Source organism: Microbacterium sp. 70-16 (genome assembly GCF_001898315.1).
In the GTDB taxonomy this organism is placed as follows: Bacteria; Actinomycetota; Actinomycetes; order Actinomycetales; family Microbacteriaceae; genus Microbacterium.
This window is the reverse complement of sequence record NZ_MKTQ01000026.1, coordinates 208,922-232,680: the sequence shown is the minus strand read 5'-3', so window position 1 is coordinate 232,680 and position 23,759 is coordinate 208,922. Positions and strand designations below refer to the sequence as shown.

Genomic DNA, 23,759 nt, shown 5'->3' with positions numbered 1-23,759 from the left:
CCTGAGTGCGACGCCGAAGGCGGCGTGTATCGAAGGGTCGTCATGTCAGCCGATCACCACCCGGGGGCGCGAGCGCACGGCATCCGAGATGCGCAGCAGCAGCGCGACGATGATCCAGTTCGCGATGAGCGATGATCCACCGGCGGCGAGGAACGGGGTCGTGAGGCCCGTGAGCGGGATGACCCGTGTGACGCCGCCGACCATGATGAACACCTGCAGTGCGATCGTGAACGACAGTCCCGTCGCGAGCAGCTTTCCGAAGTCGTCCTGCCCCGCCATGCCGATGCGGATGCCACGGCTCGCGAACACCATGTACAGGCACAGGATCGCGAAGACGCCGATCAGACCCAGCTCTTCGCCCAGGCTCGGGAAGATGTAGTCGCTCTGCGACAGGGGCGTCAGCCCCGGGCGGCCACGACCGAGGCCCGTGCCGAGCAGTCCGCCGTGTGCGAGACCGAACAGTCCGCTCACCAGCTGGTAGCTCGAGTCGTTGACCGTGTCGGGGTCGAACGGGTACAGCCAGTTCGTGAAGCGCGCCTGCACATACGGCAGGATCGTCGTCGCGAAGGCGACGCCGATCGCGGCCAGCGTGAGGCCGATGACGACCCAGCTCGTCTTGCCCGTCGCGACGTAGAGCATCGCGACGAACATGCCGAAGATCAGCATTCCCGTGCCGAGGTCGCGCTGCAGCACGATGATCGCCATGGCACCCGCCCACAGCAGCAGCAGCGGACCGAGCTCGCGCGGCCGCGGCCACGTCATGCCGAGGAACCGCGTGCCGACCGAGGTGAGCGCTTCGCGCGTGCGCACAAGGTACCCCGCGAAGAAGATCGCGAGGCAGATCTTGGCGAGCTCACCGGGCTGGAACGAGACGATGCCGGCGATCGAGATCCACACGTCGGCCCCGGCATCCGTTCCCAGGCCCGGCACGAACGGCAACAGCAGCAGCAGGATGCCCGCGAAGCCGAAGACATACGTGTAGCGCAGCAGCACGCGGTAGTTGCGCAGGAAGATGACCAGGGCGACGGCGCACGCGATCGCGATGCCCAGCCACGCGAGCTGGCGGGTCGACAGGGCCGCCCAGCCGGTGATCTCGCGCCCGAGGTCGATGCGGTAGATCATCGCGAGGCCGAGACCCGACAGCACGGTCGCGATCGGCACGACGAACGGGTCGGCCTGCGGCGCCTTGTAGCGCAGGATCACGTGCAGAGCGAGCACGAGCACCGTGAGTGCGCCGCAGTAATAGAGGAACGTCCAGTCGATCGCGCCTTCGACGCCGAGCTGGACGAGCGCGACCGCGGCACCGTTGAGCAGGAACGCGAACAGCAGCAGTGCGAGCTCGCGATTGCGCTGCGTCTGCGGCAGGCGGATGCGCCGCAGCGCCTTCACGACGGTGGTGTCGGTGCCCACCTCTGCATTGACGGTGCCGGTCACGAGCCACCCTCCAGAGTGCGGCGCATCGTCTCGACGATCGCCTCCGCGTCGGCGAGCGAGCGCGCCGAGATCGTCTGCTGCACGGCGAGGCGCTGATAGAACGGCAGATCCGACAGCAGGATGCCCGTGTCTTCGTGCACCGACGAGAGTGAGATCGGCCCGATGTCCTGTTGGATGCCCCGGTAGATGACGACCGTGTCGTCGTCGGAGCCGACGAAGTAGCGCGACTGCGTCCAGCTGTAGGCGCCGATCGCGCTCGCCGTCAGCGCCGCGAGGATCACGACGAGGCCGACGATCCACCAGACGCGGCGGCGACGCGCGCGGCGTCGGTCTTCTTCGATGAGCTCTTCGAGGAACTCGGCGGCCGGCTCGAAGTGGGTCGGCTCGTTCGCCGCCTGACGGCCCGGGTGCAGCCAGCTTGTGCGCCCGGGTCGGGCCGCCGGCACCTCCACGCCCTGCGGGTTCGACGCCGAGCCCACGATCGTGGGGGTGCCGCTGAACATCGGGTGGTTGCCGCCGACGTCGACGATGACGACCGTGACGTTGTCGGGCGCACCGGCATCCAACGCCTGCTTCAGCAGCAGGTCGGCCGTGCGGCCGGGTGGCAGATGCTGGCCGAGGACCTTCGCCGTGTGCGCGTCGTCGACGACGCCCGACAGACCGTCCGAGCACAGCAGCCACCGGTCGCCGGGCTGGGTCGGCATGATGAACGTGTCGACGTCGGGGTCGGGGTCCATGTCGCCGAGCACGCGCATGAGCACCGAGCGGCGCGGGTGGTAGCGCGCCTCTTCCGGAGTGATGCGGCCCGAGTCGACGAGGCGCTGCACGAACGTGTGGTCGGTCGTGATCTGGGTGAGGGCGTCGTCGCGGTAGAGATAGATGCGCGAGTCGCCGATGTGCGCGATGACGGCGTAGTCGTCGACCATCGCCAGCGCGCTCACGGTCGTGCCCATGCCCGCGAGCTCGGGGCGCTCGGCGACGGTGTCGATCAGCAGGGTCGCGGTGGAGGTGATGGCCTCTTGCAGCTCTTGCTCGGCATCCCCCGTCGTCGCGAAGGGATGGTCGAGCTCTTGGAGGCGGTGCACGGCGAGGCTCGAGGCCACGTCACCACCGGCATGGCCGCCCATGCCGTCGGCGACGACGAACAGGTTCGAGCCGCTGTAGCCCGAATCCTGGTTGTTGGAGCGCACCTTCCCCGTATGGGAGATGGCGACGCTCGACCCCTCGAAGACCATGTGTGCGTCCGACTACTTCCGCAGCTCGAACGTCGTCGCGCCCACCTTGATCGGTGCGCCCACGCGCACCGGAACCGGCGTCGCGACGCGCTCGCCGTCGTGCCAGGTGCCGTTGGTCGAGTCGAGATCCTGCAGCATCCACTGGTCGCCCCACAGCAGCAGACGCGCGTGGTGGCTCGAGGTGTAGTCGTCGCGGATCACCAGGCCCGACTCGCTCGAGCGGCCGATCGTGAGGGGCTCGCCGGCGAGGGGCAACTCAAGGCCCGCCTTGGGTCCGCTCGTGATGACGATGCGCGACACGGCATCCTTCGTCGCCTTCTGCGGCCCGCTCGGAGTCACCGGGGCTGTCGCCCGTGCGGCAGCGGCCTTTGCGACGGGCGCGACGGGCGCCGTGGCCGCGCCGGCCCCCGAGCCCGCACCGGCCCCCGAGCCCGCACCAGTGGTCCCCGAGCTTGTCGAGGGGCCGGCCGCCGCCGGCTCGGGCAGCTTGCGCACCTTCACGCCGAACAGGTCGGCGCGCAGCGAGTAGACGACCGCGAAGACGAAGAACCACAGCAGGATCAGGAAGCCGATCTGCAGCAGCAGAAGCGTCAGTTCACTTCCGTTCACGACAGTCCGTCGATTCCGAAGGCGCGGGTCGCGTCGGATGCCGGGACCGTCGGCCGCGGCGGCGATGCCTGTGCGGTCACGTGGAACGCGATGTCGGTGCGGCCGATCGTGACGACCGAGTCGGGCGGCAGCGGAGCCTCGGTGACCTTGCGGCCGTCGAGCAGCGTGCCGTTGGTCGAGTTCAGGTCGCGCACCATGGCGCGCTCGCCGTCCCACAGGATCTCGACGTGGCGGCGACTGGTGCCGGCATCCGCGATCGTGATGTCGGCGTCGCTGCCGCGGCCGATGACGGTGCGGCTCTTGGTGAGCGGATGCCTCTTGCCTTCGATGTCGACGACGCCGCGCCAGCTCACGGTGCCGGCGGCGGTCTGCGACGCGACGCGCAGAGTGCCCGTCGACAGCTGGTCATCGGCGACGAGACTGATCGTGACGGGGCCGGCGAAGCTGAAGCCCTGCGAGGCTGCGTGCTTGTCGACGAGCGTGTGCAGCTCGGTGTCGAGGGTCGTGCCGAGCGACTGCATGCGCTCGGCGTCGGTCGGCGACATGCGCACCTCGAACAGGTTGGGTGCGAGGATGCGGTCGCGGCTGACGACGGCGGCCTTCGCGTCGAGTTCGGTCCGCAGTGCGGCGGCGATCTCGACCGGCTGAATGCCGCTGCGGAAGGACTTCGCGAACGCGCTGTTGACCGCGCGCTCGAGTCCCTTCTCGAAGCTGTCAAGTAGTCCCACGGGGCTCCTCAGGGCTTGGGCCGGTGCTCACATGCTAGTTGCACAGTCTGGATGACCGCGGTCAGAACGCCGTATCTGACGATTCTGCGCCGGGCCGCAGGCATGATATCCTCGGGAAGTTGAGTCTGCGGAATCCTCGGATGCCGCAGTTCGCGCGAGTGGCGGAATAGGCAGACGCGCTGGCTTCAGGTGCCAGTGCCCGAAAGGGCGTGGGGGTTCAACTCCCCCCTCGCGCACAGCGAAGAAACAACCCCCGACCTGGGATTTCCCGGGCGGGGGTTGTTTCGTTTCCCGGGTGATGTGCCGTCGTCGGGACCGCGCAGGTGCCATTGCGCCACCGATGGCTACACCACATCCCGTGGCCCCACCCGGGGTGCGGCCGATACCGGGATGGTCGATCTTTGCGCTCGCCACCCGCGGGCGGTCGCGTTCGCAGCGATGGCATCGACGATCTTCGCGATGGCAGGGTCGTCGCCGAGGACTGCCGTCGCGTCGGAGGCGTACAAAAGTGGGAAGTATCCCACTTCAATCTGCGTGGGTTTTATCCCACGCTTCTCCATGCGCGGCTGTGCGCGGTGGGGTCGAGGCAAACAGAGTCACAAGTTCACCACGGCTACTTCGTGGCTAGACGCTATGAGTGGAGGCCCCAGGCTCAACCACTCATAGCGTCTAGCTCCGAGGGATGCCCTGACAGTACATCCCTCGGCAGGGACTCCCACGGGTGAGGCCGACCGCGTTTGAATGGACACAACGACGCAGGATGCCGGTGCGTCACGCCGGCCGATAAAGGAGTGCACCTCATGCGCGGAGTGATCATGCGAGAGCCGGGCGACGTGCGGGTCGAAGACCGCGACATGCCGACGCTGCTGGCCCCGACCGACGCCATCATCAAGCTGGCCGCGACCTGCATCTGCGGATCAGACCTGTGGCCGTACCGCGGGGCCGAGGCCGTGCATGAGCGGCCGATGGGTCACGAATACGTCGGCACAGTCACCGAGGTCGGCGCAGATGTCACCTCGGTCAAGCCGGGCGACTTCGTGGTGGGCTCGTTCATGGCATCCGACAACACGTGCGAGATCTGCGCGGCGGGCTACCAGTCGCGCTGCGTGCACGGCGAGTTCGCCGGCGCAGGCGGGGCGCAGGCCGAGTACCTGCGGGTGCCGCTCGCCGACGGCACCCTCGTCGCGACGCCCGGTGTGCCCGATCCGAAGCTCATCCCGTCACTGCTGGCGGCCTCGGACGTGCTCGGCACGGGCTGGTTCGCCGCCGTCGCGGCTGAAGCCGGCCCGGGCAAGACGGTCGCGGTCGTCGGAGACGGCGCGGTCGGGCTGCTCGGCATCCTCGCCGCGCGCCAACTCGGTGCCGAGCGCATCATCGCGATGTCGCGTCACGCCGACCGGCAGGCACTGGCGACCGCGTTCGGTGCAACCGACATCGTCGAAGAGCGCGGAGACGCGGGTGTTGCCCGCATCAAGGAGCTCACCGGCGGCCTCGGTGCGCACAGTGTGATCGAAGCCGTCGGCACGCAAGAGGCAATGGAGCAGGCGATCCGCTCGACTCGCCCCGGCGGTCACATCGGCTTCGTCGGCGTCTCGCACGGCGTCAGCATCGAAGGACAGGGCCTGTTCTACTCCGAGGTGCATCTGCACGGAGGCCCCGCGCCCGTGCGACGCTTCCTGCCCGAGCTCATCCAGCTCATCTGGGACGGCGTCATCGACCCGGGCGTCGTCTTCGATCTGACCCTGCCCCTCGAAGACGCCGCCGAAGGCTACCGCGCGATGGACGAGCGCCGCGCCACCAAGGTGCTGCTGACCGTCTGACGCGTCCGACCCGGGCGCCGGCCTCAGGCGAGCCCGTGCAGGCGGCGCAGCGTCTGCTCGGCGCCGTCGGCGTCGCGCGCGGCGATGCAGTCGCGCAGGCGCACGTACGCGCCCGGGTCGGCGATGCCACCGGCGATGAAGGGATGCCAGCCGGAGAGATTCCGCTGGATCGCGAGCGCCGCCTCGCGGATCACGCCGATCAGCACCGAGTTGCCGGATGCCTTCGTCACCTGCTCGAACATCGTCGTCGACCGCAGGAAAAGCTCCAGGCCGTCGCCGCGCGGAGCGCTCTCGACCGTGGCATCCGCACATCTGACGATCTCGGCGAGCTCGTCGTCGCTGCACCGCTGCAGCGACATGCGCAGGGCGACACCCATGAGATAGGCGGTGAACTCCCCCGTGTCGTCGCGTTCCCGATTGCTCGGCGACGAGACGCGCGTGTAGCGGCCGACGGCGATCTCGACGAGCCCGAACCGCTCGAGTCGCTGCAGGGCTTCGCGCACCGGCGTGCGCGACACACCCAGCTGCTGAGCGAGGTCGACGTCGCGCAGGCGCGCGCCGGCGACGAGTCTGCCATCGAGGATGGCGGCGCCGATGACGGTGTACACCTCGTCGCCGAGGATCGTGCCGACGGTCAGCTCTATCGGGTGGAGTGTGACGGGCATCGACGGCCAGTGTACGAGGCTCACGGCGGATTCCCACCAACACCCCCCTCCCGAGTGCCGGATCGGGTGGGTACAGTTAGGCTCAGTCACGCACTGCGTGGCCTATCCGGGGGGATCCGTCGACGCCCGGGCGCACGCGAGAATCGCGAGACGCCCGGGCGTCGAATGGTTAACGGGTGACATCGGGGTGAACCTCTGTCGGCAATGTTGCAACGTTTATGTCACCATCCCCGCCCCGAGGGCGCCGGAAGCGCCCGTCAGCACTAGGTTGGTGCGTGTCGGCGCGATCGCGTCGACACCGCACGCAAGTAAGGCAGTTCATGGCAACGCAGGGCACCGTCAAGTGGTTCAACTCGGAGAAGGGCTTCGGGTTCATCGCTCCCGATGAAGGCGGCGCAGACGTCTTCGCCCACTACTCCGCGATCGAGTCGAGCGGCTACCGCTCGCTCGAGGAGAACCAGCGCGTCGAGTTCGAGATCGCCCAGGGCCCCAAGGGCCTGCAGGCGGAGAAGATCCGACCCCTCTGATCCACAAGTGACGGCCCGCGCTCGCGCGGGCCGTCACTTTCTCAGAACCGGGCGTCGTAGTCCGCGAGGGCGACGGCGTCTTCGGCGTGCCGCAGGGCACGCCGCGCGGCGTCGAGCGCATCGACGGGATTCGCGGCCCCGCGGGCTGCCGCCAGCTCGCGCTGCGCGGAACCGAGCCGCACCCGGGCATCCGCCCCCGCCGCAGGCATGCGCGGTTCAGCGCGCGCGATCTGGTCGCGCGCTGCCGCGAGTGCACCGGGCAGCGCAGACCGCGCGCCCTTGAGCCGTTGCTGCGCCGTGCGCGCATCGCCGACGGCGAGATCCAGCCGGTCACGCAGCCGGGCGATCGCCGTCACCGCCGCCGTCGGCCGCCGCGCAGCGTCGGCTTCGACGGCGTCGAGCGCGGCCGCGACCTCTGTCAGAACCGCGCCGAGCCGCGCGGCATCGTCGGACTCGAGTTCGCCCCGCACGGCGTTCGCCTCGCGCAGAGCACCCCGCGCGGCGCTGATCTCGCCGTCGACCGCTGCCGAGGCATCCGTCGCGAGCCGGTGCCGCTCTTCGAAGCGCCGCGACTCGGCCTGCGCGCCCCGCAGGGCCCGCTCGGCGTCCGCCAGCAACGGCAGCGCCGACCGAGTTGGATCCGCTGCCCGCGTCGCCGCCTCGTCGATGAGCCGCTCGGCGGCTGCGAGGGCTGCCGCGGCCGCGACGGCCGAACGCTCGGCGTCGACCCATTCGCTGCGGTCGTAGCGCTCAGCCAGCGTCGCCAGCAATGGCGCGGGGTCGCCGAGCTCGGCGTGCAGGGCGCGGGCGCGGGACCGCGCCGCCTCGACCTGCGCCGCTGCGCTGACGTTGCGGGTCATCCACGCCGTGTGCTCGGCACGCGCGGCGTCGATCGTCGCGAGCGCCGATTCCGTGCGCGCGCGGATGCCCCGCGCGACGCGACGCACCTCGTCGGGGTGCGTCTCGGGCGTGAGCGCGCGCAGTTGCTCGAACGAGGCATCCCGCGCGTGCTCGGCCGTCATGCGCGCGCGGCGCAGCGTGTCGGGAGCCGTCCCGTCGTAGAGGGCGCCCGACAGCCCCACCTCGAGAGCGAGCTCGTCTATCGCGTCGTCGAGCCGCACGAGCGCCGAGCCCGCCGCGGTGCGCTCGGCTTCGGCGGATGCCCGTGCCGCGGGCGAGCGCCGCGACCGGCGCAGCAGCCAGATCGCGACGGTAGCGAGCACCGCCGTGCCCCCGAAGACGACGAGCGCCGGGATGAGCCAGCGCCAGATCTCGGCCGCGAGCTCGTCCATCGTCAGTCCTCGATGAGCAGCAGCGCGCGCAGGTCGGCCACCGTGTCGACGACGGCCGCGGCGCCCTCGGACTCGTGCGGCCAGCTGAAGCCCCAGTTCACGAAGATGACCGGCACGTCGTTCGCGGCGCCGCCGTCGACATCGTGATGCCGGTCGCCGATCAGCACGGGGCGACTCGTGTCGAGGCCCGCCGCCTGCAGCCGTCGCAGCGCTTCGGCGACGATGTCAGCCTTCGTCGCGAGGGTCTTCTCGTCGGGCGTCGACCCCACGAGCGCCTGCAGGTGCGGCGAGAGGTCGAAGTGCTCCATGAGCGCCGTCACCTGCACTTCGGGCTTCGAGCTCGCGGTCGACTGGGCGATGCCGGCGGCATCGAGTTCGGCGATCAGTTCACCGACGCCGGGGTAGAGCCTCGCGCCGGTCGTGTAGCCGTCGTCCTTCGAGATTCCGCGGTAGTACGCGACCGCGACCGTCGACTCCTCGGGCGTCATCCCGACGTTCTTCTGGAACGACTCGAACATCGGCGGGCCAATCCAGTGCACGAGCTCTTCGCGCGTGGGAGCGGGCTTGCCGAAGTGCTCGAGGGCGATCGTCAGGCGCCGCAGGATGCCCTCCGAGGCATCCACGATCGTCCCGTCGACGTCCCACAGCACGCAGGTCCACGCAGATCTCAGTGACATGACCTCAGCCTATCCAGGCCGGTCGGCGGGCCGGCCGCCAGTTCACGCGGGGCCGCCAGCGCGGGCCTCAGAACAGGCGCGGCGCCCCTGACTCGATGCCCTTCATGCCCTCGTAGTCGAGGGTGACGCAGCGGATGCCCCGGTCGGCGGCCAGCACCTTCGCCTGTGCCTTGATCTCTTGCGCGGCGAAGACGCCGGTCACCGGCGCGAGGTGCGGGTCACGGCCCAGCAGCTCGAGGTAGCGGGTGAGCTGCTCGACCCCGTCGATGTCGCCGCGCCGCTTGACCTCGACGGCGATCGTGCCGCCGGAGGGGTTGCGCAGCAGCAGGTCGACCGGGCCGATCGCCGTCGGGAACTCGCGGCGCACGAGCGTGAGGCCATCGCCGATGACGTCGACCTGCTCGGCGAGCAGCCGCTGCAGGTCGGCCTCGACGCCGTCCTTCTGCAGACCGGGGTCGACGCCAAGGTCGTGCGACGAGTCGTGCAGCACCTCATAGATGCGCACGAGCAGGGCATCCCCCGTCTTCGCGTGCGTCACGCGCCAGTGCTCGACGACGCCCGCCGACGCCGACTCGTCATCGGGCTCTTCGACGGTGAGCGTGCACGGCGGGCTCATCCAGTTGAGCGGCTTGTAGCTGCCGCCGTCCGAGTGCACGAGCAGCGATCCGTCGGCCTTGTGCATCAGCACGCGGGTCGCGAGCGGCAGGTGCGCGTTGAGGCGACCCGTGTAGTCGACGGAGCAGCGGGCTATGACGAGACGCACCCGACGATCCTACGCACTCCGGGAAGCGCCGTCAGTGGTGTCCGGCGCCGACCTTCGACCCGGCGACGGGCTTGGCCGCGCCCGACGCGAACCCGCTCATGACGATCAGTCCGACGATGATCCACAGCGTCGGCAGGATGCCGATCTGGTGGCTGATCCAGCCGAGCACCGGCGGTCCGCACAGGAACGCGATGTACCCGATGGTCGCCGCCGCAGAGACGGATGCCGCGGCCTTCGTCGGGTCGTCGGCCGCCGCCGACATGCCCAGCGGGAAACCGAGCGACGCGCCCGCGCCCCACAGGGCGACACCGACGAAGGCGAGCGGCAGATTCGGCGCGAGGATGAACATCGCCAGGCCCACGCCGGCCGTCACCGCCAGCAGGCGCAGCGTCCACACGCGTCCCAGCCGGTCGGCGATCAGACCGCCCACCGCGCGGAACACCGTCATCGCGATCGAGAACACCGTGAGGGCGATCGCGCCGACCTCCTCGCGCTGCCCGTGGCCGTCGACGACCGCGATCGTCAACCAGTCGTTCGCACTGCCCTCGGCGAACGCCATGCCCAGGATGATGAGCCCGATCGCGTACGTGCGCGGGTCGCGCCAGACCGCCAGCGCGTCCGCCAACCGCTGCCGGCGGTCGCCCGTCGTGGCCTCCGGAACCTCTTCGGTTCCCGCCGCGTGTGCCGGGATGAAGCGCAGCGCGACGACCGTGATGACGAACCACACTGCCGCGACCGCGCCCAGGTGCCACGAGACCGTGACGCCCCACTGCGCCATGACCACGCCGATGCCAGCGCCCGCGACCGTGCCCAGGCTGAAGAACGCGTGGAACAGCGGCATGAGCGTGCGCCCCGACGCCTGCTCGACCGCCGCCGCTTCGACGTTGATCATGACGTCGGTCGCGCCGAAGCACAGCCCCATGACCGCGAGTCCGATGACGGCGAGCGCGTACGACGACAGCGCGTCGACGCCGAGTGCCGCCGCCAGCAGGCCCACCGCGACGCCCACGACCGTGACGGACAGCCCCTTCTTGGCACCCCAGCGCGCCACGATCACGTTCGCCGACATGACTCCGGCGAGCGAACCGGCGCCCATCGCGAACAGCAGCACGCCGACCTCGAAGTCGTCGATGCCGAGGTTCAGCTTCACCGCGGGAAGCCGCGACGCCCATGACGCGAACGTGAGCCCGCACATCAGGAACATCGTGAACACGGCGGTGCGCCAGTTGACGAGGTTGGTGCGCGAGAGGGTGGTGGTCGTGGTCACCACGAGAGTCTACCGAATCGATTCGATCCCAGCGACCACGGAGGGTTACCATGCAGAGATGACGAATCGACGTGCCACCATCTCGGACGTCGCCCGCGAGGCGAACGTCTCGCCGTCGACCGCGTCGGTCGTCTTCAGCGGAAAGACCCCCGTCTCCGACGCGACGCGCGAGCGCGTGCTCGCCGCCGCCGCTGCCCTCGGCTACGCCGGGCCCGACCCGCTCGCCGCGTCGCTGCGGCGCGGGCGCAGTGGCATCGTCGGCGTCGTCGTCGGTTCGAGCCTCAACTCGATCTTCATCGACCCTGTGCAGCGCCTGCTCATGGACGGCCTCGCCGAAGCCGTCGCCCCTCTCGGCGCGGGACTGCTGCTGCTGCGCAGCACGAGCGACATCGAGAACGCACCGACCCTCACGACGGCCCCCGTCGACGCCGCTGTCCTCATCGGTTGTGACGCCGAGCTGCGCGACTCGCTCGACGACGTCCGCGCGCGGGGCATCCCGATCGTCGTCATCGAAGGCGACGCCGGAGCGGGCGTGCCCCGCGTGCGCCTCGACAACCGCGAGGCCCAGCGCCTCGCCGCCGGGCACCTGCGTGAGCTCGGTCACACCGACGTCGCGATCGTGACGCTGCGCACCGACCCGAGCGGCACCCTGGGCCGCATCGAGCCCGGCCGCGACATCACGATCGATGTGACCCGCGAACGCCTCGAGGGTGCGCGCGACGTGTACCCGGATGCCATCGCTCTCGCGACCTCGGGCAGCACGATCGACGACGGTCTCGCCGCCGCGCGCACGCTCTTTGCCGACCCCAGGCACCGCCCCACCGCCGTCATCGCGCAGAGTGACCTGTTGGCGACGGGCGTCATCCGCGCCGCCGAAGAGGCCGGGCTGCGCGTTCCCGAAGACGTCAGCATCACGGGATTCGACGGCGTACCCGTCGACGGCCTCGCGCCATACCGGCTGACGACGCTCGTGCAGGCGGCGACCGAGAAGGGCCGCGCCGCGGGTGCCGCCGTCGCGGCGATGCTCGAGGGCGAAGAGCCGGCCTCCGTGCTGCTCACGTGCGAGTTCCGCCTGGGGAACACGTCCGGACCGGCCCCCGCGCCCCGTTAGACTGGAACCCGACCCCCCGCGCGACCGTCAGGAGGCCCGTTTTTGCTCGTCCTCCTGGCTGCGTTCGCGCTCACCCCGCTGACGCTGCCGTGGCTGACGAACAGGATCGGTCCGCGCGCATTCTTCCTCGCGGCCCTCGTTCCGCTCGCGGGTTTCGTGCACGCGGGCCTGCTCACGCCAGTGGTGCTGGCCGGCGAGACGGTGACCGAGACGTTCTCGTGGATCCCGCAGTTGGGTCTCAGCCTCTCGATGCGCATCGACACCCTGAGCTGGGTCATGACCCTCATCGTCACGGGCGTCGGGGCGCTCGTCATGATCTACTGCCGCTGGTACTTCGACGGCAAGACGAGCGGCGTCGGCATGTTCAGCGCGACCCTGCTCGCGTTCGCCGGGGCGATGTACGGACTCGTCCTGACCGACGACCTCATCCTGCTCGTGATGTTCTGGGAGATCACGAGCATCCTGTCCTACCTGCTCATCGGGTACTACCACGCGCGCGGTGCGAGCCGCCGTGCCGCCCTGCAGGCCCTGCTCGTGACGACGCTCGGCGGGCTCGTCATGTTCGTCGGCGCGGTGATCCTCGTCGTGCAGGCGGGTACGAACAGCATCTCGGGCATCCTTGCGGAATACGCCGACACGGCATCGGGACTCGCCGCCAGCCCGCTCATCGACACGGCGATCGTGCTGCTGCTGGTCGGCGCGCTGAGCAAGTCGGCGATCTTCCCGTTCCACTTCTGGCTGCCCGGTGCGATGGCCGCGCCGACCCCGGTGAGCGCGTACCTGCACGCGGCTGCGATGGTCAAGGCCGGCATCTACCTCATCGCGCGCGTCGCCCCGTTCTTCGCGGTCGCCGCGCCGTGGCGGCCGATCGTGCTCTCGCTCGGCATCTTCACGATGCTGCTGGGCGGGCTGCAGGCGCTGCGTGAGTCCGACCTCAAGCGCATCCTCGCCTTCGGCACCGTCAGTCAGCTCGGTCTGCTGACGGCCGTCATCGGCTACGGAGAGCGCAACACTGCCCTCGCGGGCCTCGCCCTGCTGATCGGCCACGCCCTGTTCAAGTCGGCGCTGTTCCTCGTCGTCGGCGTCATCGACCGTCAGCTCTCGACGCGTGACATCGGCGAGCTCAGTGGCGTGGGGCGCCAGGCCCCGACCCTCGCGGTGGCCTCGGCGCTCGCCGTGGCATCCATGATCGGGATCATCCCGATGGTGGGCTTCGTCGCGAAAGAAGCGGCGCTCACCTCGCTGCTCGAGGCGGCCGAGGAGCCGTGGGCGCTGGTCGCCCTCATCGGGATCGTGCTCGGGTCGGTGCTGACGACGGCGTACGGGCTGCGCTTCTTCTGGGGTGCGTTCGCGACGAAGAAGGATGCCTCGGGTGCGCGCAAGCCCGCGACGGCGTGGCCCGACCCGCCGATGGGCTTCCTCGCTGCTCCCATCGTCTTGGCGGTGCTGTCGCTCATCGCCGGATTCGCCGCACCCTGGCTCGACACCGCGCTGCGCGGCTACGCCGACACGGCGCCCGAGGTGGGCGACCCGTACCACCTCGCCCTCTGGCACGGACTCGAGCCGGCCCTGTTCCTCTCGCTCGGCTGCATCGCGGTCGGTGCCGTGCTCTTCGGCTTCGCCGTGCGCACGGGCAAGACACCGCGACGCCTGCTCACCTTCACTGCCGCCGACGTCTACAACCTGACGCTGCGCGGCATCGCGCGCCTCGCGGTATGGACCACCTCGCTCACCCAGCGCGGCTCGCTGCCGGTCTACGTCGGCACGATCTTCGTCGTGTTCGTCGCGAGCCAGGCGACGGCGCTGCTGGCCAGCCCCGATTGGAAGATCGAGCTGGATGCCTGGCAGACGCCGATCCAGGTCGTGGTCGCGCCGATCATGATCCTCGCCGGCATCGTCGCAGTGCGTGCCCGCAAGCGGTACACGGGCGTCGTGCTGGTGTCGGTCACGGGCCTCGGCATGGTCGTGCTGTTCGCGACGAGCGGTGCCCCAGACCTGGCGCTGACCCAGGTGCTCGTCGAGACCGTGACGCTCGTGACCTTCACCCTCGTGCTGCGCCGGATCCCGGCGCGCCTGGGCGAGCACAACGCCTCGGTGTGGCCCGTCGCCCGCGCCGTGCTCGCGGTCGCCGTCGGCGCCACGATGGCGATCGTCGCGATGGTCGCGACCGGAGCACGCATCGAAGACCCCATCTCCGATGCCTTCCCCGACCTCGCCTACGAGCTCGGCCACGGCAAGAACGTCGTCAACGTCGCCCTCGTCGACCTCCGCGGCTGGGACACGATGGGTGAGCTGTCGGTGCTGATCCTCGCCGCCACGGGCGTGGCATCCCTCGTGTTCGTGACCCACCGCTCCGACCTGCTCTCCAGCGCGATCTCGTCGCTGCCGACGGCCGCCGTGCGCACGCGTCGCCCGCTCGTCGAGACCGAAGAGGGGCCGCGCCCCCGGGCATCCGCCCCCGGCAGCACCCGCCAGGCGTGGCTTGTCGGCGGGCAGCGCATGCGCCCGGAGAACCGGTCGATCATGCTCGAGGTGATCGTCCGGATACTGTTCCACACGATCATCGTCGTGTCGATCTTCCTGTTGTTCTCGGGACACAACCTGCCCGGCGGCGGTTTCGCCGGGGGACTGGTCGCCGGCATGGCGCTGGTCATGCGCTACGTCGCGGGCGGCCGGTATGAGTTGGGTGCGGCGGCGCCGACGGATGCCGGGCGGCTGCTCGGCGCCGGCATGACGCTCGCGATCGCGTGCGCCCTCGTGCCGCTGCTGTTCGGTGAGGCGCCGCTGACTAGTCACTTCTGGGAGGCCGATCTGCCGATCCTCGGCCACGTCGAGTTCGTCACCTCGACCCTGTTCGACATCGGCGTGTACCTCGTCGTGATCGGCCTCGTGCTCGACGTGCTGCGCTCGCTCGGCGGCGAGGTCGATCGCCAGCTGCAGGCGCTGCGCGAGGCGCAATCGGCGCGCACCGCGGGAGGCATCTCGTGAGCGTCTCCCTCGTGCTGATCATCATCATGGGCATCCTGTTCGCCGCCGGCGTCTACGCGATGCTCGAGCGCAGCCTCACCCGCGTGCTGATCGGATTCCTGCTGCTCGGCAACGCCGCGAACCTGTTCCTGCTCGTCGTGATGGGCCAGCCGGGGGAGGCGCCGTTCTTCGGGGTGGGCTCGCCCGATGAGATGAGCGACCCGCTTCCGCAGGCGCTGACGCTGACGGCCATCGTCATCACGTTCGCGGTGTCGGCCTTCCTGCTCGCGCTCATCTATCGCTCCTGGCAACTCGGTCAGGCCGATACCGTCCACGACGATGAAGAGGATGTCGCGCTGCGCGAGCGCGTCCCTTCGGGCGAAGATGCCATGAACGACGAGACCTCCATCGAGGACCAAGACGACGAGGTCACGACCGACTTCGTCGGCACCGCCACGGCACCCATCACGGTGTTGCAGCACCGCGACATCGCCGGCATCCGCGACGATGCCCCGACCGATCGCCCGACCGACGGAGGCGCCACCGGCGGAGGTGAGCAGCGATGAACGCGCTCATCCCGCTCGTCGTGACCCTGCCGCTGCTCGGCGCGGGCGTTGCGCTCATCTTCGGTCGCCGTCGTCGCGTGCAGATCAGCGTCTCGGTGGTGACCCTCACCCTCGTGCTCGCGATCGCTGCGGTGCTGCTCTACACGGTCGACAGCTCGGGCCAGGCGCTCGCCGTCTCGGTCGGTGGGTGGCCGATCCCGTTCGGCATCGTGCTCTACGTCGACCGGCTCGCGGCGCTGCTGGTCGTGATCTCGAGCATCGTGCTGCTCGCGGTCCTCTTGTTCTCGGTCGGCCAGGGCGCCGCCGACGGCGACGACGACACCCCCGTCACGATCTTCCACCCGACCTACTTGATCCTCGCGGCGGGCATCTTCAACGCGTTCATCGCGGGCGACCTGTTCAACCTGTACGTCGGGTTCGAGATCCTGCTGGTCGCCTCGTACGTGCTGATCACGCTCGGCTCGACCGAGTCGCGCATCCGCACGGGCGTCGTCTACATCGTTGTCTCGCTCGTCTCGTCGATCCTCTTCCTCGCCGCGATCGCCGCGATCTACGGCGCCCTCGGCACCGTCAACATCGCCCAGATCTCCGAGCGCATGACCGAGCTGCCGCAGTCGACGCAACTCGTGCTGCATCTCATGCTGCTGCTGGCGTTCAGCATCAAGGCGGCCGTCTTCCCGCTGTCGTTCTGGCTGCCCGACTCGTACCCGACGGCGCCGGCACCGGTCACGGCCGTCTTCGCGGGATTGCTGACCAAGGTCGGCGTCTACGCGATGATCCGCACCGAGACGCAGATCTTCCGTGAGAACGACGTCAACACGCTGCTGCTGATCGTCGCGCTCGCCACGATGATCGTCGGCATTCTCGGAGCTCTCGCGCAGGCTGAGCTCAAGCGCATCCTCTCGTTCACGCTCGTCAGCCACGTCGGCTACCTCGTGTTCGGGCTCGCGATCGCCACCCCGCTCGCGCTCGGCGCGACGATCTACTACATGGTCCACCACATCATCGTGCAGACCACACTGTTCCTCGCCGTCGGACTCATCGAGCGCCGTGCGGGATCGACCTCGATCCTCAAAGTCAAGGGACTCATGCGCGCCGCGCCCGTGCTCGCCGTGCTCTACTTCATCCCCGCGGTCAACCTCGGTGGCCTGCCGCCGTTCTCGGGGTTCATCGGCAAGTTCGCCCTGTTCAACGCCGCCGCCGAAGTCGGCACACCGCTCATGTACGTGCTCATGATCGGGGGCATCCTCACGTCGCTGCTGACGCTGTACACGCTCATGCGTGCGTGGAACCTGTCGTTCTGGCGCGAAGACGACGACCACACCGAAGAGCAGTCGGTCGTCGAGCGGATCGAGTACCTGGGGGCTGCCCCCGCCGCCGACGAGCAGGGCGGACGCCGCGTCATCCCGCGCATCATGACCGCGACGACGGCCGGCATGGTCGCCGTGACGGTCGCGCTGACGGTGTTCGCCGGGCCGCTGTACCAGCTGTGCGCGAGCATCGGCGACGCGCTGCAAGAGCCGGTCACGCTCGTCCACCTCGAAGAGGAGGCCGCCCAATGAGCCCGACGCGCAAAGCCGTCCTCGCCGCGGTGTGGCGGCAGTTGCCCTTCTTCGTGTGGCTCGTCGCCGTGTGGATGCTGCTGTGGGCGCAGTTCACCGTGCTCGCCGCCGTCACCGGCATCATCGTCGCGATCGTCGTGACGCGCGTCTTCCGGCTGCCACCGGTCGAGCTGTCGGGCCGTGTGAACTTCTGGTGGGGTCTCGTCTTCGTCGTGGAGTTCCTCATCGCCCTCGTGCGCGGCTCGCTCACGGTCGCGTGGCAGACGCTCACGCCCGGCCAACCGGGGGCGGCGATCATCGGAGTATCGATGGTCAGCGACGACGACCTCATCATGACGCACGTCGCCGTCACGGCATCCCTCATCCCCGGCTCACTGATCGTCGACATCGACCGCGACCGGCGCATCCTGTACCTGCACATCATCGGCGTGAAGTCGGACGACGACGTCGAGGCGCAGCGCCGGTCGGTGCAGCATTGGGAAGAGCGCATCATCCGGGCCGTCGGGTCGCCGGCGCAGGTGGCAGCTCTGCGAGAAACCGAGGCGCACGCATGACGATCCTTCTGGTGCTCATCTTCGTCGTGTTCGGCATCGCCGCACTCCTCACGGTGTGGCGCATCATCACGGGGCCGTCGATCCTCGACCGCGCCGTGGCATCCGACGTTCTGCTGACGCTCGTGCTGTGCGTCCTCGGCGCCGAGATGGCCATCAACCATCACACCCGCTCGCTGCCGGTGCTGCTGATCGTCGCGGCCGTCGGCGTGTTCGGATCGATCTCCGTCGCGCGCTTCGTCGCGCGGCGGGACGGGGAGGGACGATGACCGAGATCATCGTGCTGGTGCTGATCCTCATCGGGGCGCTGCTGTGCCTGACGGCATCCATCGGTCTGTTGCGGTTCCGCGACGTCCCCACGCGTCTGCACGCCGCCACGAAGCCGCAGGTGCTGGGGCTGCTGATCATCTGCATCGCGATCGCGCTGGCCCTCGGATCGTGGCAGGTGGCCGCGTTCCTCGTGCCGGTGATGCTGATCCAGCTCGCAACGGCGCCGCTGTCGGCCCACATGGTGGGCAGGCAGGCCTACCGCAACGGCACGATCGACGAGCCGTCGCTGTACGTCGACGAGCTCGCCGAAGACAAGGCCACCCCACCCGCCGCGGGCGGGTGAGGCGGGCTCGGGCGGGTGCGCGGGGTCGCGCGCCGGCGCGCAAGTTGGCGCGACACGCGGTTATCCACCCGGTGAGGGGCAGGTTTGCGCCAACTTCGCCGCGCGGGGGTCGGGCCGTTTCGTCTCGCGGCTTCGCCGCTCGCTCAACGACCGGGGTGGGGCGGGCTCACGCGCGCGGGGGCCTCAAGTTGGCGCGACGCGCGGGTATCCAGGCTGTGAGGGGCAGGTTTGCGCCAACTGCGCGGGGCGGGGCCGCGCCCCAGACCATGAAGTTGGCGCGACGCGCGGGTATCCACCCGGTGAGGGGCAGGTTTGAGCCAACTTCGCCGCTCGCGGGGCGACCGGGGTGGGTAGCGCTCACGCGCCAGGCGTCAGCACCAGGGTGTCGATCGCGGCATCCTGCACCCTGTCGAGGGTGAACAACCAGGGGGTCTGCTCGAGGTGCTGCCACGCGTCGACCTGGTCGATGTAGTTCGGGTGGAAGGCGTGCCCACTCGTGCCGGTGAGCTGGTTCCAGCGCGACGCGTCGAGGTCTGACAGGTCGACCGTCATGCGCATCGAGGGCACCGTCCACGTCTCGAAGTCGCCGCTGCCGAGATCCCACCCCGTCGCATCGACGACCGAACCGCCGCCACCGACCGGGAACGGCCCCCGGTTGAACAGCCACTCGAGCGGCGCGATCCCGCTCGAGCCGTAGCTGCCGTGGTACAGCGTGATCGCGTGCAACCCGCCCCAGTTCCACGCGTTCGGATCGTCGCCCTGCAGCGACACGAGGCGCGTGTACGCGTCGGTCGCGGCCCGCGTCAGCATCTCGTCACGGCCCGTGACACCCAGTTGGTCATTCGTCCACCAGTCGGATGCCGGTTCGTCCAGCAGCGCGTCGACGACGACGAAGAACCTGCTCTGGCTGGTCAGCGGAATCGGGTCGTCGCGGCGTGTGAACAGGTCTTGCGCGAGCTCGTCCCACAGCACGTTCGCGTAGGCCGCGGCGGCCGAGTCGGCCGTGTTCTGCGCGTCCCAGTTCGCGAGCAGGTCGAGGCCGCGCTGGGCCGAGGCATCCGGCAGGGCCATGTCTGCGTAGACGGCCGCGAGTCGCTTGCCCATCCAGAACTCCTGATCGGACTGGATCGCGCTCATGTCGTCGGCCGTCAGCTTGCCGTTCGCGATGGCGCGCTCGAGCAGGTACGTGATGCGGGCGGCGCGCCAGCCGTAGTCCCAGTCCGAGCCGAGGAAGTACGGGTAATCGTCCGCGGCGACCTGGTTGTTCGCGGTGACGATGAACCCCGAGTCGGGGTTGTAGACCACCGGCAACTCGTCGAACGGGATGAACCCGGTCCAGTCGTAGGCCGAATCCCACCCCGGCTGCGGCATCGTGCCGTCGCCCGCGCCGCGCACGGGCAGCTTGCCGGGCGTCTGGTAGCCGATGTTGCCGTCGGTGTCGGCGTAGATGAGGTTCTGCGCGGGCACGTCGAACAGCGTCGCGGCGGCGCGGAACTCGTCGAAATCAGTGGCCGTGTTGAGCGCGAAGATGGCGGATGCCGTGGTGCCGGCATCCAACGCCGTCCAGCGCAGCGACACCGCGTAGTCGCCCGCGGGGGCGTCGCCGGGCGGAGCCACGGCATCCGTCGACCCCGTGTACGGATCGTCCGCGATGCTGTCGAAGTCGCTCGTCAGCCCCGACACGATCGGACCGTGCACGGTCGAGCGCACCTCGAGCGTGACGTCGTCGCCGCCCGCGACGTGGAACGTCTCGGTGCGGGTCTGCAGCGGCACGAGCTCACCGTCGCGCCAGTACTGGTCGCCCTCGACCTTCTCGAGGTACAGATCGGTGACGTCGACGGTGAGGTTCGTGAACCCCCACGCGATGTCGGCGTTGTGGCCGATGACGACGCCCGGCACACCCGAGAAGCCGAAGCCTGCGACGTCGAACGCGCACGCGGTGGTCACGACGCGGCAGCGGAGTCCGACCTGGTGCCACACGCTCGGCAGTGAAGCCCCCAGGTGCGGATCGTTGCTCAGCAACGGCAGCCCACTCTCGGTGAGCGCACCCGAGACGACCCACGAGTTCGAGCCGATGCTCTCGCCGACATCGCCCAGCAGTGCGGATGCCGCTTCGACGACCGAACTGACTTCGGTCCACGAGATCGACGCCGTCTGCGTCGCGGCGCTGACCGCGGCATCCGCAGACGCCGACGCCGTGTCCGCCGACGCCGTGTCCGCCTCCGCGCCCGCCACAGCCGACAACCCCGTCGTGATCGTCGGCACGATGACGGGGTGATCGGCGGGGTACGCGGGGTACAGCTCGGCGATCTGCTCGGCCGTGTACGACGGCGCGAGCAGAGCACGCGCGGTCTCTTCCTCGATGTTGCCGCGGAGGTCCCACGCCATCGCCTTGAGCCACGCGACCGAGTCGGCGGGCGTCCACTGCTCGATCGTGTAGTCGGGGTTCTGCAGTCCCATGATCGCGTACTCGAACGACGCGTCGGCCCCGTCGTGATCGGCGAGGTAGGCGTTCACGCCGTCGGCGTAGGCCTCGTAGTACGCGCGCGACGCGTCGTCGAACTGCGCGACCTCTTCTTCGGCGACGCGGTGCCAGCCGAGGGTGCGAAGGAACTCGTCGGTGGCCAGTTGCGACTCGCCGAACATCTCCGCGAGCCGCCCGCTCGTGACGTGGCGGCGGAAGTCCATCTCCCAGAACCGGTCCTGCGCGTGCACATAGCCCTGCGCGAAGAACAGGTCGTGCGTCGAGTCGGCGACGATCGTCGGGATGCCGAGCTCATCGCGGGCGACCGTCACGTCGCCCTCGAGCCCGGCGACGGCGAGCGTGCCACTCAACTGCGGGAACGACCGCTGGATCGTCCAGACGACGACGCCCGCGGCGATCAGCGCGATCACGGTGATCCCGGCGACAACCGAGAACACGATGACGCCGATGCGGCGGCCGATCGATCGGCGTGACGGAGCCGTCGACGCGTCGCCGGCCTGAGCCACAGTGCGGTTGGCGCCCGTGAGCGAGGGGAGATCTGACATCGTCGTCAAGCCTTCCGAGAAGGAGAGACCCGTGCCCCCAGTCGGACGGGCCGCATTCGCATCCTAGCCCGGACGGTCTGTCACAGCAGGTGAATGTCGACGCCGAGCGCGGCGTACGTCGGTGTAGCGCGCCGGTCGCACGTCACCAGCGTCACGCCCGCGCTGCGGGCAGCAAGCCCGACGAGGCCGTCGTAGACCGCGCCGCCGGCGACGCCCGCGTGGGCGAGCACCGAGACGGCAGACAACGCGTCCTTTGGGCCCAGCGGCACGGATGCGGGGAACTCCTGTGCGATGATGCGTGCAGCGCTGGTCGGGGTGACGCGCGCAGCGCCGGGCAGCCGCGTCAGTACCGAGTACACCTCGAGCATCGCGTGTCCCGAGAGGCCGAGCACTGCGCTACGGCAGAACTGCGTGACGGCGACGTGCTGGGCGTGGTCTTCCACCACCAGCGCGATCGCCGCGCTGGTGTCGAGCAGCCAGTCAGCGCTGGTCGGCAAGACGGAGCTCTCGCACGTCGTCGGAGGTGAGCGCGTGCCCCGACGCTGCGATCACGGCGCGGCCCTCGCGTTCGACGACGTTGTCGGGGGCTTCCACCTCGATGCGGACGCCGGTGCCATCGATGAACAGATCGACCGGGCCCGGGACAAGGCCGAGCCGCTCCCGCACGCTCGCCGGAATGACGACACGTCCGGCCTTGTCCATGCTCGCCTTCATGCCATCACGATACCATTCGGATGGCATGAGGCTCCGGTCAGTCGGCGCCGAAGTCGAACGATGCCGATTCGGATGCCTCGTCGACAGCCTCCGCGAGCTCTTCGCGCGCTGCGTCGAAGGGCGCCGCGTGCTCCGTGATCTCGGCCGCTTCGCCCGCGGCGAGCTCGCCGACCAGCTCGGCGGTCGCGCCGCCGATGAGGCCGAGGCCCGCGTACTGCTCGAGGCGCGCGCGCGAGTCGGCGATGTCGAGGTTGCGCATCGTGAGCTGCCCGATGCGGTCGACGGGGCCGAACGCGGCATCCCCGACCCGCTCCATCGAGAGCTTCTCGGGCGCGTAGGACAGGTTCGGCGAGGTCGTGTCGAGGATCGTGTAGTCCTCACCGCGGCGCAGTCGCAGCGTGACCGTGCCGGTGATCGCCGAGCCCACCCAGCGCTGGATCGACTCGCGTAGCATGAACGACTGCGGCTCGAGCCAGCGGCCTTCATACATGAGGCGGCCGAGGCGCCGGCCCTGCTCGTGATAGGTCGCGAGGGTGTCTTCGTTGAGGATGCCGTTGACGAGGCGCTCGTACGCGATGAACAGCAGCGCCATGCCGGGCGCCTCGTAGATGCCGCGCGACTTCGCCTCGATGATGCGGTTCTCGATCTGGTCGCTCATGCCCAGGCCGTGGCGGCCGCCGATCGCGTTGGCCTCCTGCACGAGCGCGACGGCGTCGGCGAACTCGACGCCGTTGATGGCGACCGGGCGGCCCGCCTCGAAGCTGATCGTCACGTCCTCGGTCGCGATCTCGACGGCCGGGTCCCAGAAGCGCACGCCCATGATGGGGTCGACGATCTCGAGCGAGACGTCGAGGTGCTCGAGGGTCTTGGCCTCGTGCGTGGCGCCCCAGATGTTGGCATCCGTCGAATACGCCTTCTCGACCGAGTCACGGTACGGGAAGTCGTGTGCGACGAGCCACTCGCTCATCTCCTTGCGGCCGCCGAGCTCGGTGACGAAGTCGGCGTCGAGCCACGGCTTGTAGATGCGCAGCGCGGGGTTGGCCAGCAACCCGTAGCGGTAGAACCGCTCGATGTCGTTGCCCTTGTAGGTCGAGCCGTCGCCCCAGATGTCGACGCCGTCCTCCTTCATGGCGCGCACGAGCAGCGTGCCCGTGACGGCGCGGCCGATCGGCGTCGTGTTGAAGTAGGTGCGCCCGCCCGAGCGGATGTGGAACGCGCCGCACGACAGTGCGACCAGGCCTTCTTCGACCAGCAGCGGCTTGCAGTCGATGAGGCGGGATGCCTCGGCGCCGTACTGCAGCGCCCGGCCGGGAATCGAAGCGATGTCGTCCTCGTCGTACTGACCCAGGTCGCCCGTGTAGGTGTACGGCACGGCGCCCTTGTCGCGCATCCACGCGACGGCGACCGACGTGTCAAGCCCTCCGGAGAAGGCGATGCCGACGCGCTCGCCGACGGGCAGGGACTGGAGGACCTTCGACATGGCATCAATCCTACTGACGACGCGCTGACGCCGACGGTCTCTGGTCGGCGACGCCGGCGGGTCCCCTGTCCCACCCTCGTCTGCGAGCCAGCGCGTGGTGATGCGGTGTGCAGGATGCCTCGTGCGTGTGTGCACCGTGCCGAGCGTG

22 protein-coding genes and 1 tRNA gene are annotated in these 23,759 nt (G+C 69.5%); 10 read left to right on the top strand and 13 right to left on the bottom strand.

What is annotated here, in order from left to right:
- Window positions 1-45 precede the first annotated feature (45 nt).
- From BGO46_RS11885 to BGO46_RS11870, 4 genes are read right to left on the bottom strand one after another with little or no spacing between them, the layout of a single operon-like run.
- Complete coding sequence (locus BGO46_RS11885) at window positions 46-1,434, bottom strand: FtsW/RodA/SpoVE family cell cycle protein (protein WP_292673609.1); 1,389 nt, start codon at window positions 1,432-1,434, stop codon at window positions 46-48.
- Window positions 1,431-2,669, bottom strand: a complete 1,239-nt coding sequence (locus BGO46_RS11880; protein ID WP_292673611.1) for a Stp1/IreP family PP2C-type Ser/Thr phosphatase — start codon at window positions 2,667-2,669, stop codon at window positions 1,431-1,433. The genes BGO46_RS11885 and BGO46_RS11880 overlap by 4 nt, the downstream gene beginning before the upstream one ends.
- Window positions 2,670-2,681: 12 nt before the next feature.
- Window positions 2,682-3,278: an FHA domain-containing protein gene (locus BGO46_RS11875; RefSeq protein WP_292673614.1), complete on the bottom strand. Its 597-nt coding sequence runs from the start codon at window positions 3,276-3,278 to the stop codon at window positions 2,682-2,684.
- A complete protein-coding gene (locus BGO46_RS11870) occupies window positions 3,275-4,006 on the bottom strand; it encodes a DUF3662 and FHA domain-containing protein (protein WP_292673617.1) in 732 nt (243 codons plus the stop codon). The genes BGO46_RS11875 and BGO46_RS11870 overlap by 4 nt, the downstream gene beginning before the upstream one ends.
- Window positions 4,007-4,158: 152 nt before the next feature.
- On the opposite strand from BGO46_RS11870, the gene BGO46_RS11865 reads away from it, so the two are divergent.
- Window positions 4,159-4,242 (top strand) — tRNA-Leu (locus BGO46_RS11865).
- A gap of 564 nt (window positions 4,243-4,806) precedes the next feature.
- Complete coding sequence (locus tag BGO46_RS11860) at window positions 4,807-5,826, top strand: zinc-dependent alcohol dehydrogenase family protein (RefSeq protein WP_292673620.1); 1,020 nt, start codon at window positions 4,807-4,809, stop codon at window positions 5,824-5,826.
- Window positions 5,827-5,849: 23 nt separating this feature from the next.
- Here the strand turns inward: BGO46_RS11860 and BGO46_RS11855 are convergent, their stop codons facing one another.
- Window positions 5,850-6,491 carry a GntR family transcriptional regulator gene (locus tag BGO46_RS11855; protein WP_292673623.1) on the bottom strand — a complete coding sequence of 214 codons (642 nt, stop codon included), beginning with the start codon at window positions 6,489-6,491 and terminating at the stop codon, window positions 5,850-5,852.
- A gap of 320 nt (window positions 6,492-6,811) precedes the next feature.
- Here BGO46_RS11855 and BGO46_RS11850 point away from each other — a divergent pair, with 320 nt between their 5' ends.
- Window positions 6,812-7,018 (top strand): cold-shock protein, encoded by a 207-nt coding sequence (locus tag BGO46_RS11850; protein WP_292673627.1) that lies wholly within the window; start codon window positions 6,812-6,814, stop codon window positions 7,016-7,018.
- A 41-nt stretch (window positions 7,019-7,059) separates the two neighbouring features.
- Here BGO46_RS11850 and BGO46_RS11845 read toward each other — a convergent pair whose 3' ends face one another.
- The 4 genes from BGO46_RS11845 to BGO46_RS11830 form a co-directional block, all read right to left on the bottom strand.
- A complete protein-coding gene (locus BGO46_RS11845) occupies window positions 7,060-8,310 on the bottom strand; it encodes a hypothetical protein (protein WP_292673630.1) in 1,251 nt (416 codons plus the stop codon).
- 2 nt (window positions 8,311-8,312) lie between these two features.
- Window positions 8,313-8,987, bottom strand: a complete 675-nt coding sequence (locus BGO46_RS11840; protein ID WP_292673632.1) for an HAD hydrolase-like protein — start codon at window positions 8,985-8,987, stop codon at window positions 8,313-8,315.
- A gap of 67 nt (window positions 8,988-9,054) precedes the next feature.
- Window positions 9,055-9,750 carry an endonuclease NucS gene (gene nucS, locus BGO46_RS11835; RefSeq protein WP_292673634.1) on the bottom strand — a complete coding sequence of 232 codons (696 nt, stop codon included), beginning with the start codon at window positions 9,748-9,750 and terminating at the stop codon, window positions 9,055-9,057.
- A 31-nt stretch (window positions 9,751-9,781) separates the two neighbouring features.
- Entirely contained in the window at window positions 9,782-11,020 is a 1,239-nt protein-coding gene (locus tag BGO46_RS11830) for an MFS transporter (protein ID WP_292673635.1), read from the bottom strand.
- Between the two features lie 55 nt (window positions 11,021-11,075).
- Here BGO46_RS11830 and BGO46_RS11825 point away from each other — a divergent pair, with 55 nt between their 5' ends.
- The 7 genes from BGO46_RS11825 to mnhG are packed head-to-tail and all read left to right on the top strand — an operon-like array spanning window position 11,076 to window position 18,387.
- Entirely contained in the window at window positions 11,076-12,128 is a 1,053-nt protein-coding gene (locus BGO46_RS11825; RefSeq protein WP_292673637.1) for a LacI family DNA-binding transcriptional regulator, read from the top strand.
- Window positions 12,129-12,170: 42 nt separating this feature from the next.
- Window positions 12,171-15,116 carry a Na+/H+ antiporter subunit A gene (locus tag BGO46_RS11820; protein ID WP_292673639.1) on the top strand — a complete coding sequence of 982 codons (2,946 nt, stop codon included), beginning with the start codon at window positions 12,171-12,173 and terminating at the stop codon, window positions 15,114-15,116.
- On the top strand, window positions 15,113-15,661 hold the full coding sequence (locus BGO46_RS11815; RefSeq protein ID WP_292673641.1) for a Na(+)/H(+) antiporter subunit C: 549 nt from the start codon (window positions 15,113-15,115) through the stop codon (window positions 15,659-15,661). The genes BGO46_RS11820 and BGO46_RS11815 overlap by 4 nt, the downstream gene beginning before the upstream one ends.
- Window positions 15,658-17,223 carry a Na+/H+ antiporter subunit D gene (locus tag BGO46_RS11810; RefSeq protein WP_292673643.1) on the top strand — a complete coding sequence of 522 codons (1,566 nt, stop codon included), beginning with the start codon at window positions 15,658-15,660 and terminating at the stop codon, window positions 17,221-17,223. Before BGO46_RS11815 ends, BGO46_RS11810 begins: the two co-directional genes overlap by 4 nt.
- Window positions 17,220-17,777 carry a Na+/H+ antiporter subunit E gene (locus BGO46_RS11805; protein WP_292673645.1) on the top strand — a complete coding sequence of 186 codons (558 nt, stop codon included), beginning with the start codon at window positions 17,220-17,222 and terminating at the stop codon, window positions 17,775-17,777. The genes BGO46_RS11810 and BGO46_RS11805 overlap by 4 nt, the downstream gene beginning before the upstream one ends.
- Window positions 17,774-18,043, top strand: coding sequence for a monovalent cation/H+ antiporter complex subunit F (locus BGO46_RS11800; protein ID WP_292673648.1), 270 nt, complete (start codon window positions 17,774-17,776; stop codon window positions 18,041-18,043). The genes BGO46_RS11805 and BGO46_RS11800 overlap by 4 nt, the downstream gene beginning before the upstream one ends.
- Entirely contained in the window at window positions 18,040-18,387 is a 348-nt protein-coding gene (gene mnhG, locus BGO46_RS11795; RefSeq protein WP_292673650.1) for a monovalent cation/H(+) antiporter subunit G, read from the top strand. Before BGO46_RS11800 ends, mnhG begins: the two co-directional genes overlap by 4 nt.
- A gap of 357 nt (window positions 18,388-18,744) precedes the next feature.
- Here the strand turns inward: mnhG and BGO46_RS11790 are convergent, their stop codons facing one another.
- From BGO46_RS11790 to argG, 4 genes are all read right to left on the bottom strand, one after another.
- Window positions 18,745-21,417 carry a penicillin acylase family protein gene (locus BGO46_RS11790; RefSeq protein WP_292673653.1) on the bottom strand — a complete coding sequence of 891 codons (2,673 nt, stop codon included), beginning with the start codon at window positions 21,415-21,417 and terminating at the stop codon, window positions 18,745-18,747.
- A gap of 80 nt (window positions 21,418-21,497) precedes the next feature.
- Window positions 21,498-21,914, bottom strand: coding sequence for a PIN domain-containing protein (locus BGO46_RS11785; protein ID WP_292673656.1), 417 nt, complete (start codon window positions 21,912-21,914; stop codon window positions 21,498-21,500).
- Window positions 21,898-22,131: an AbrB/MazE/SpoVT family DNA-binding domain-containing protein gene (locus BGO46_RS11780; RefSeq protein WP_292673659.1), complete on the bottom strand. Its 234-nt coding sequence runs from the start codon at window positions 22,129-22,131 to the stop codon at window positions 21,898-21,900. The genes BGO46_RS11785 and BGO46_RS11780 overlap by 17 nt, the downstream gene beginning before the upstream one ends.
- Window positions 22,132-22,168: 37 nt before the next feature.
- Entirely contained in the window at window positions 22,169-23,611 is a 1,443-nt protein-coding gene (argG, locus tag BGO46_RS11775; protein ID WP_292673663.1) for an argininosuccinate synthase, read from the bottom strand.
- Between the last annotated feature and the right edge of the window lie 148 nt (window positions 23,612-23,759).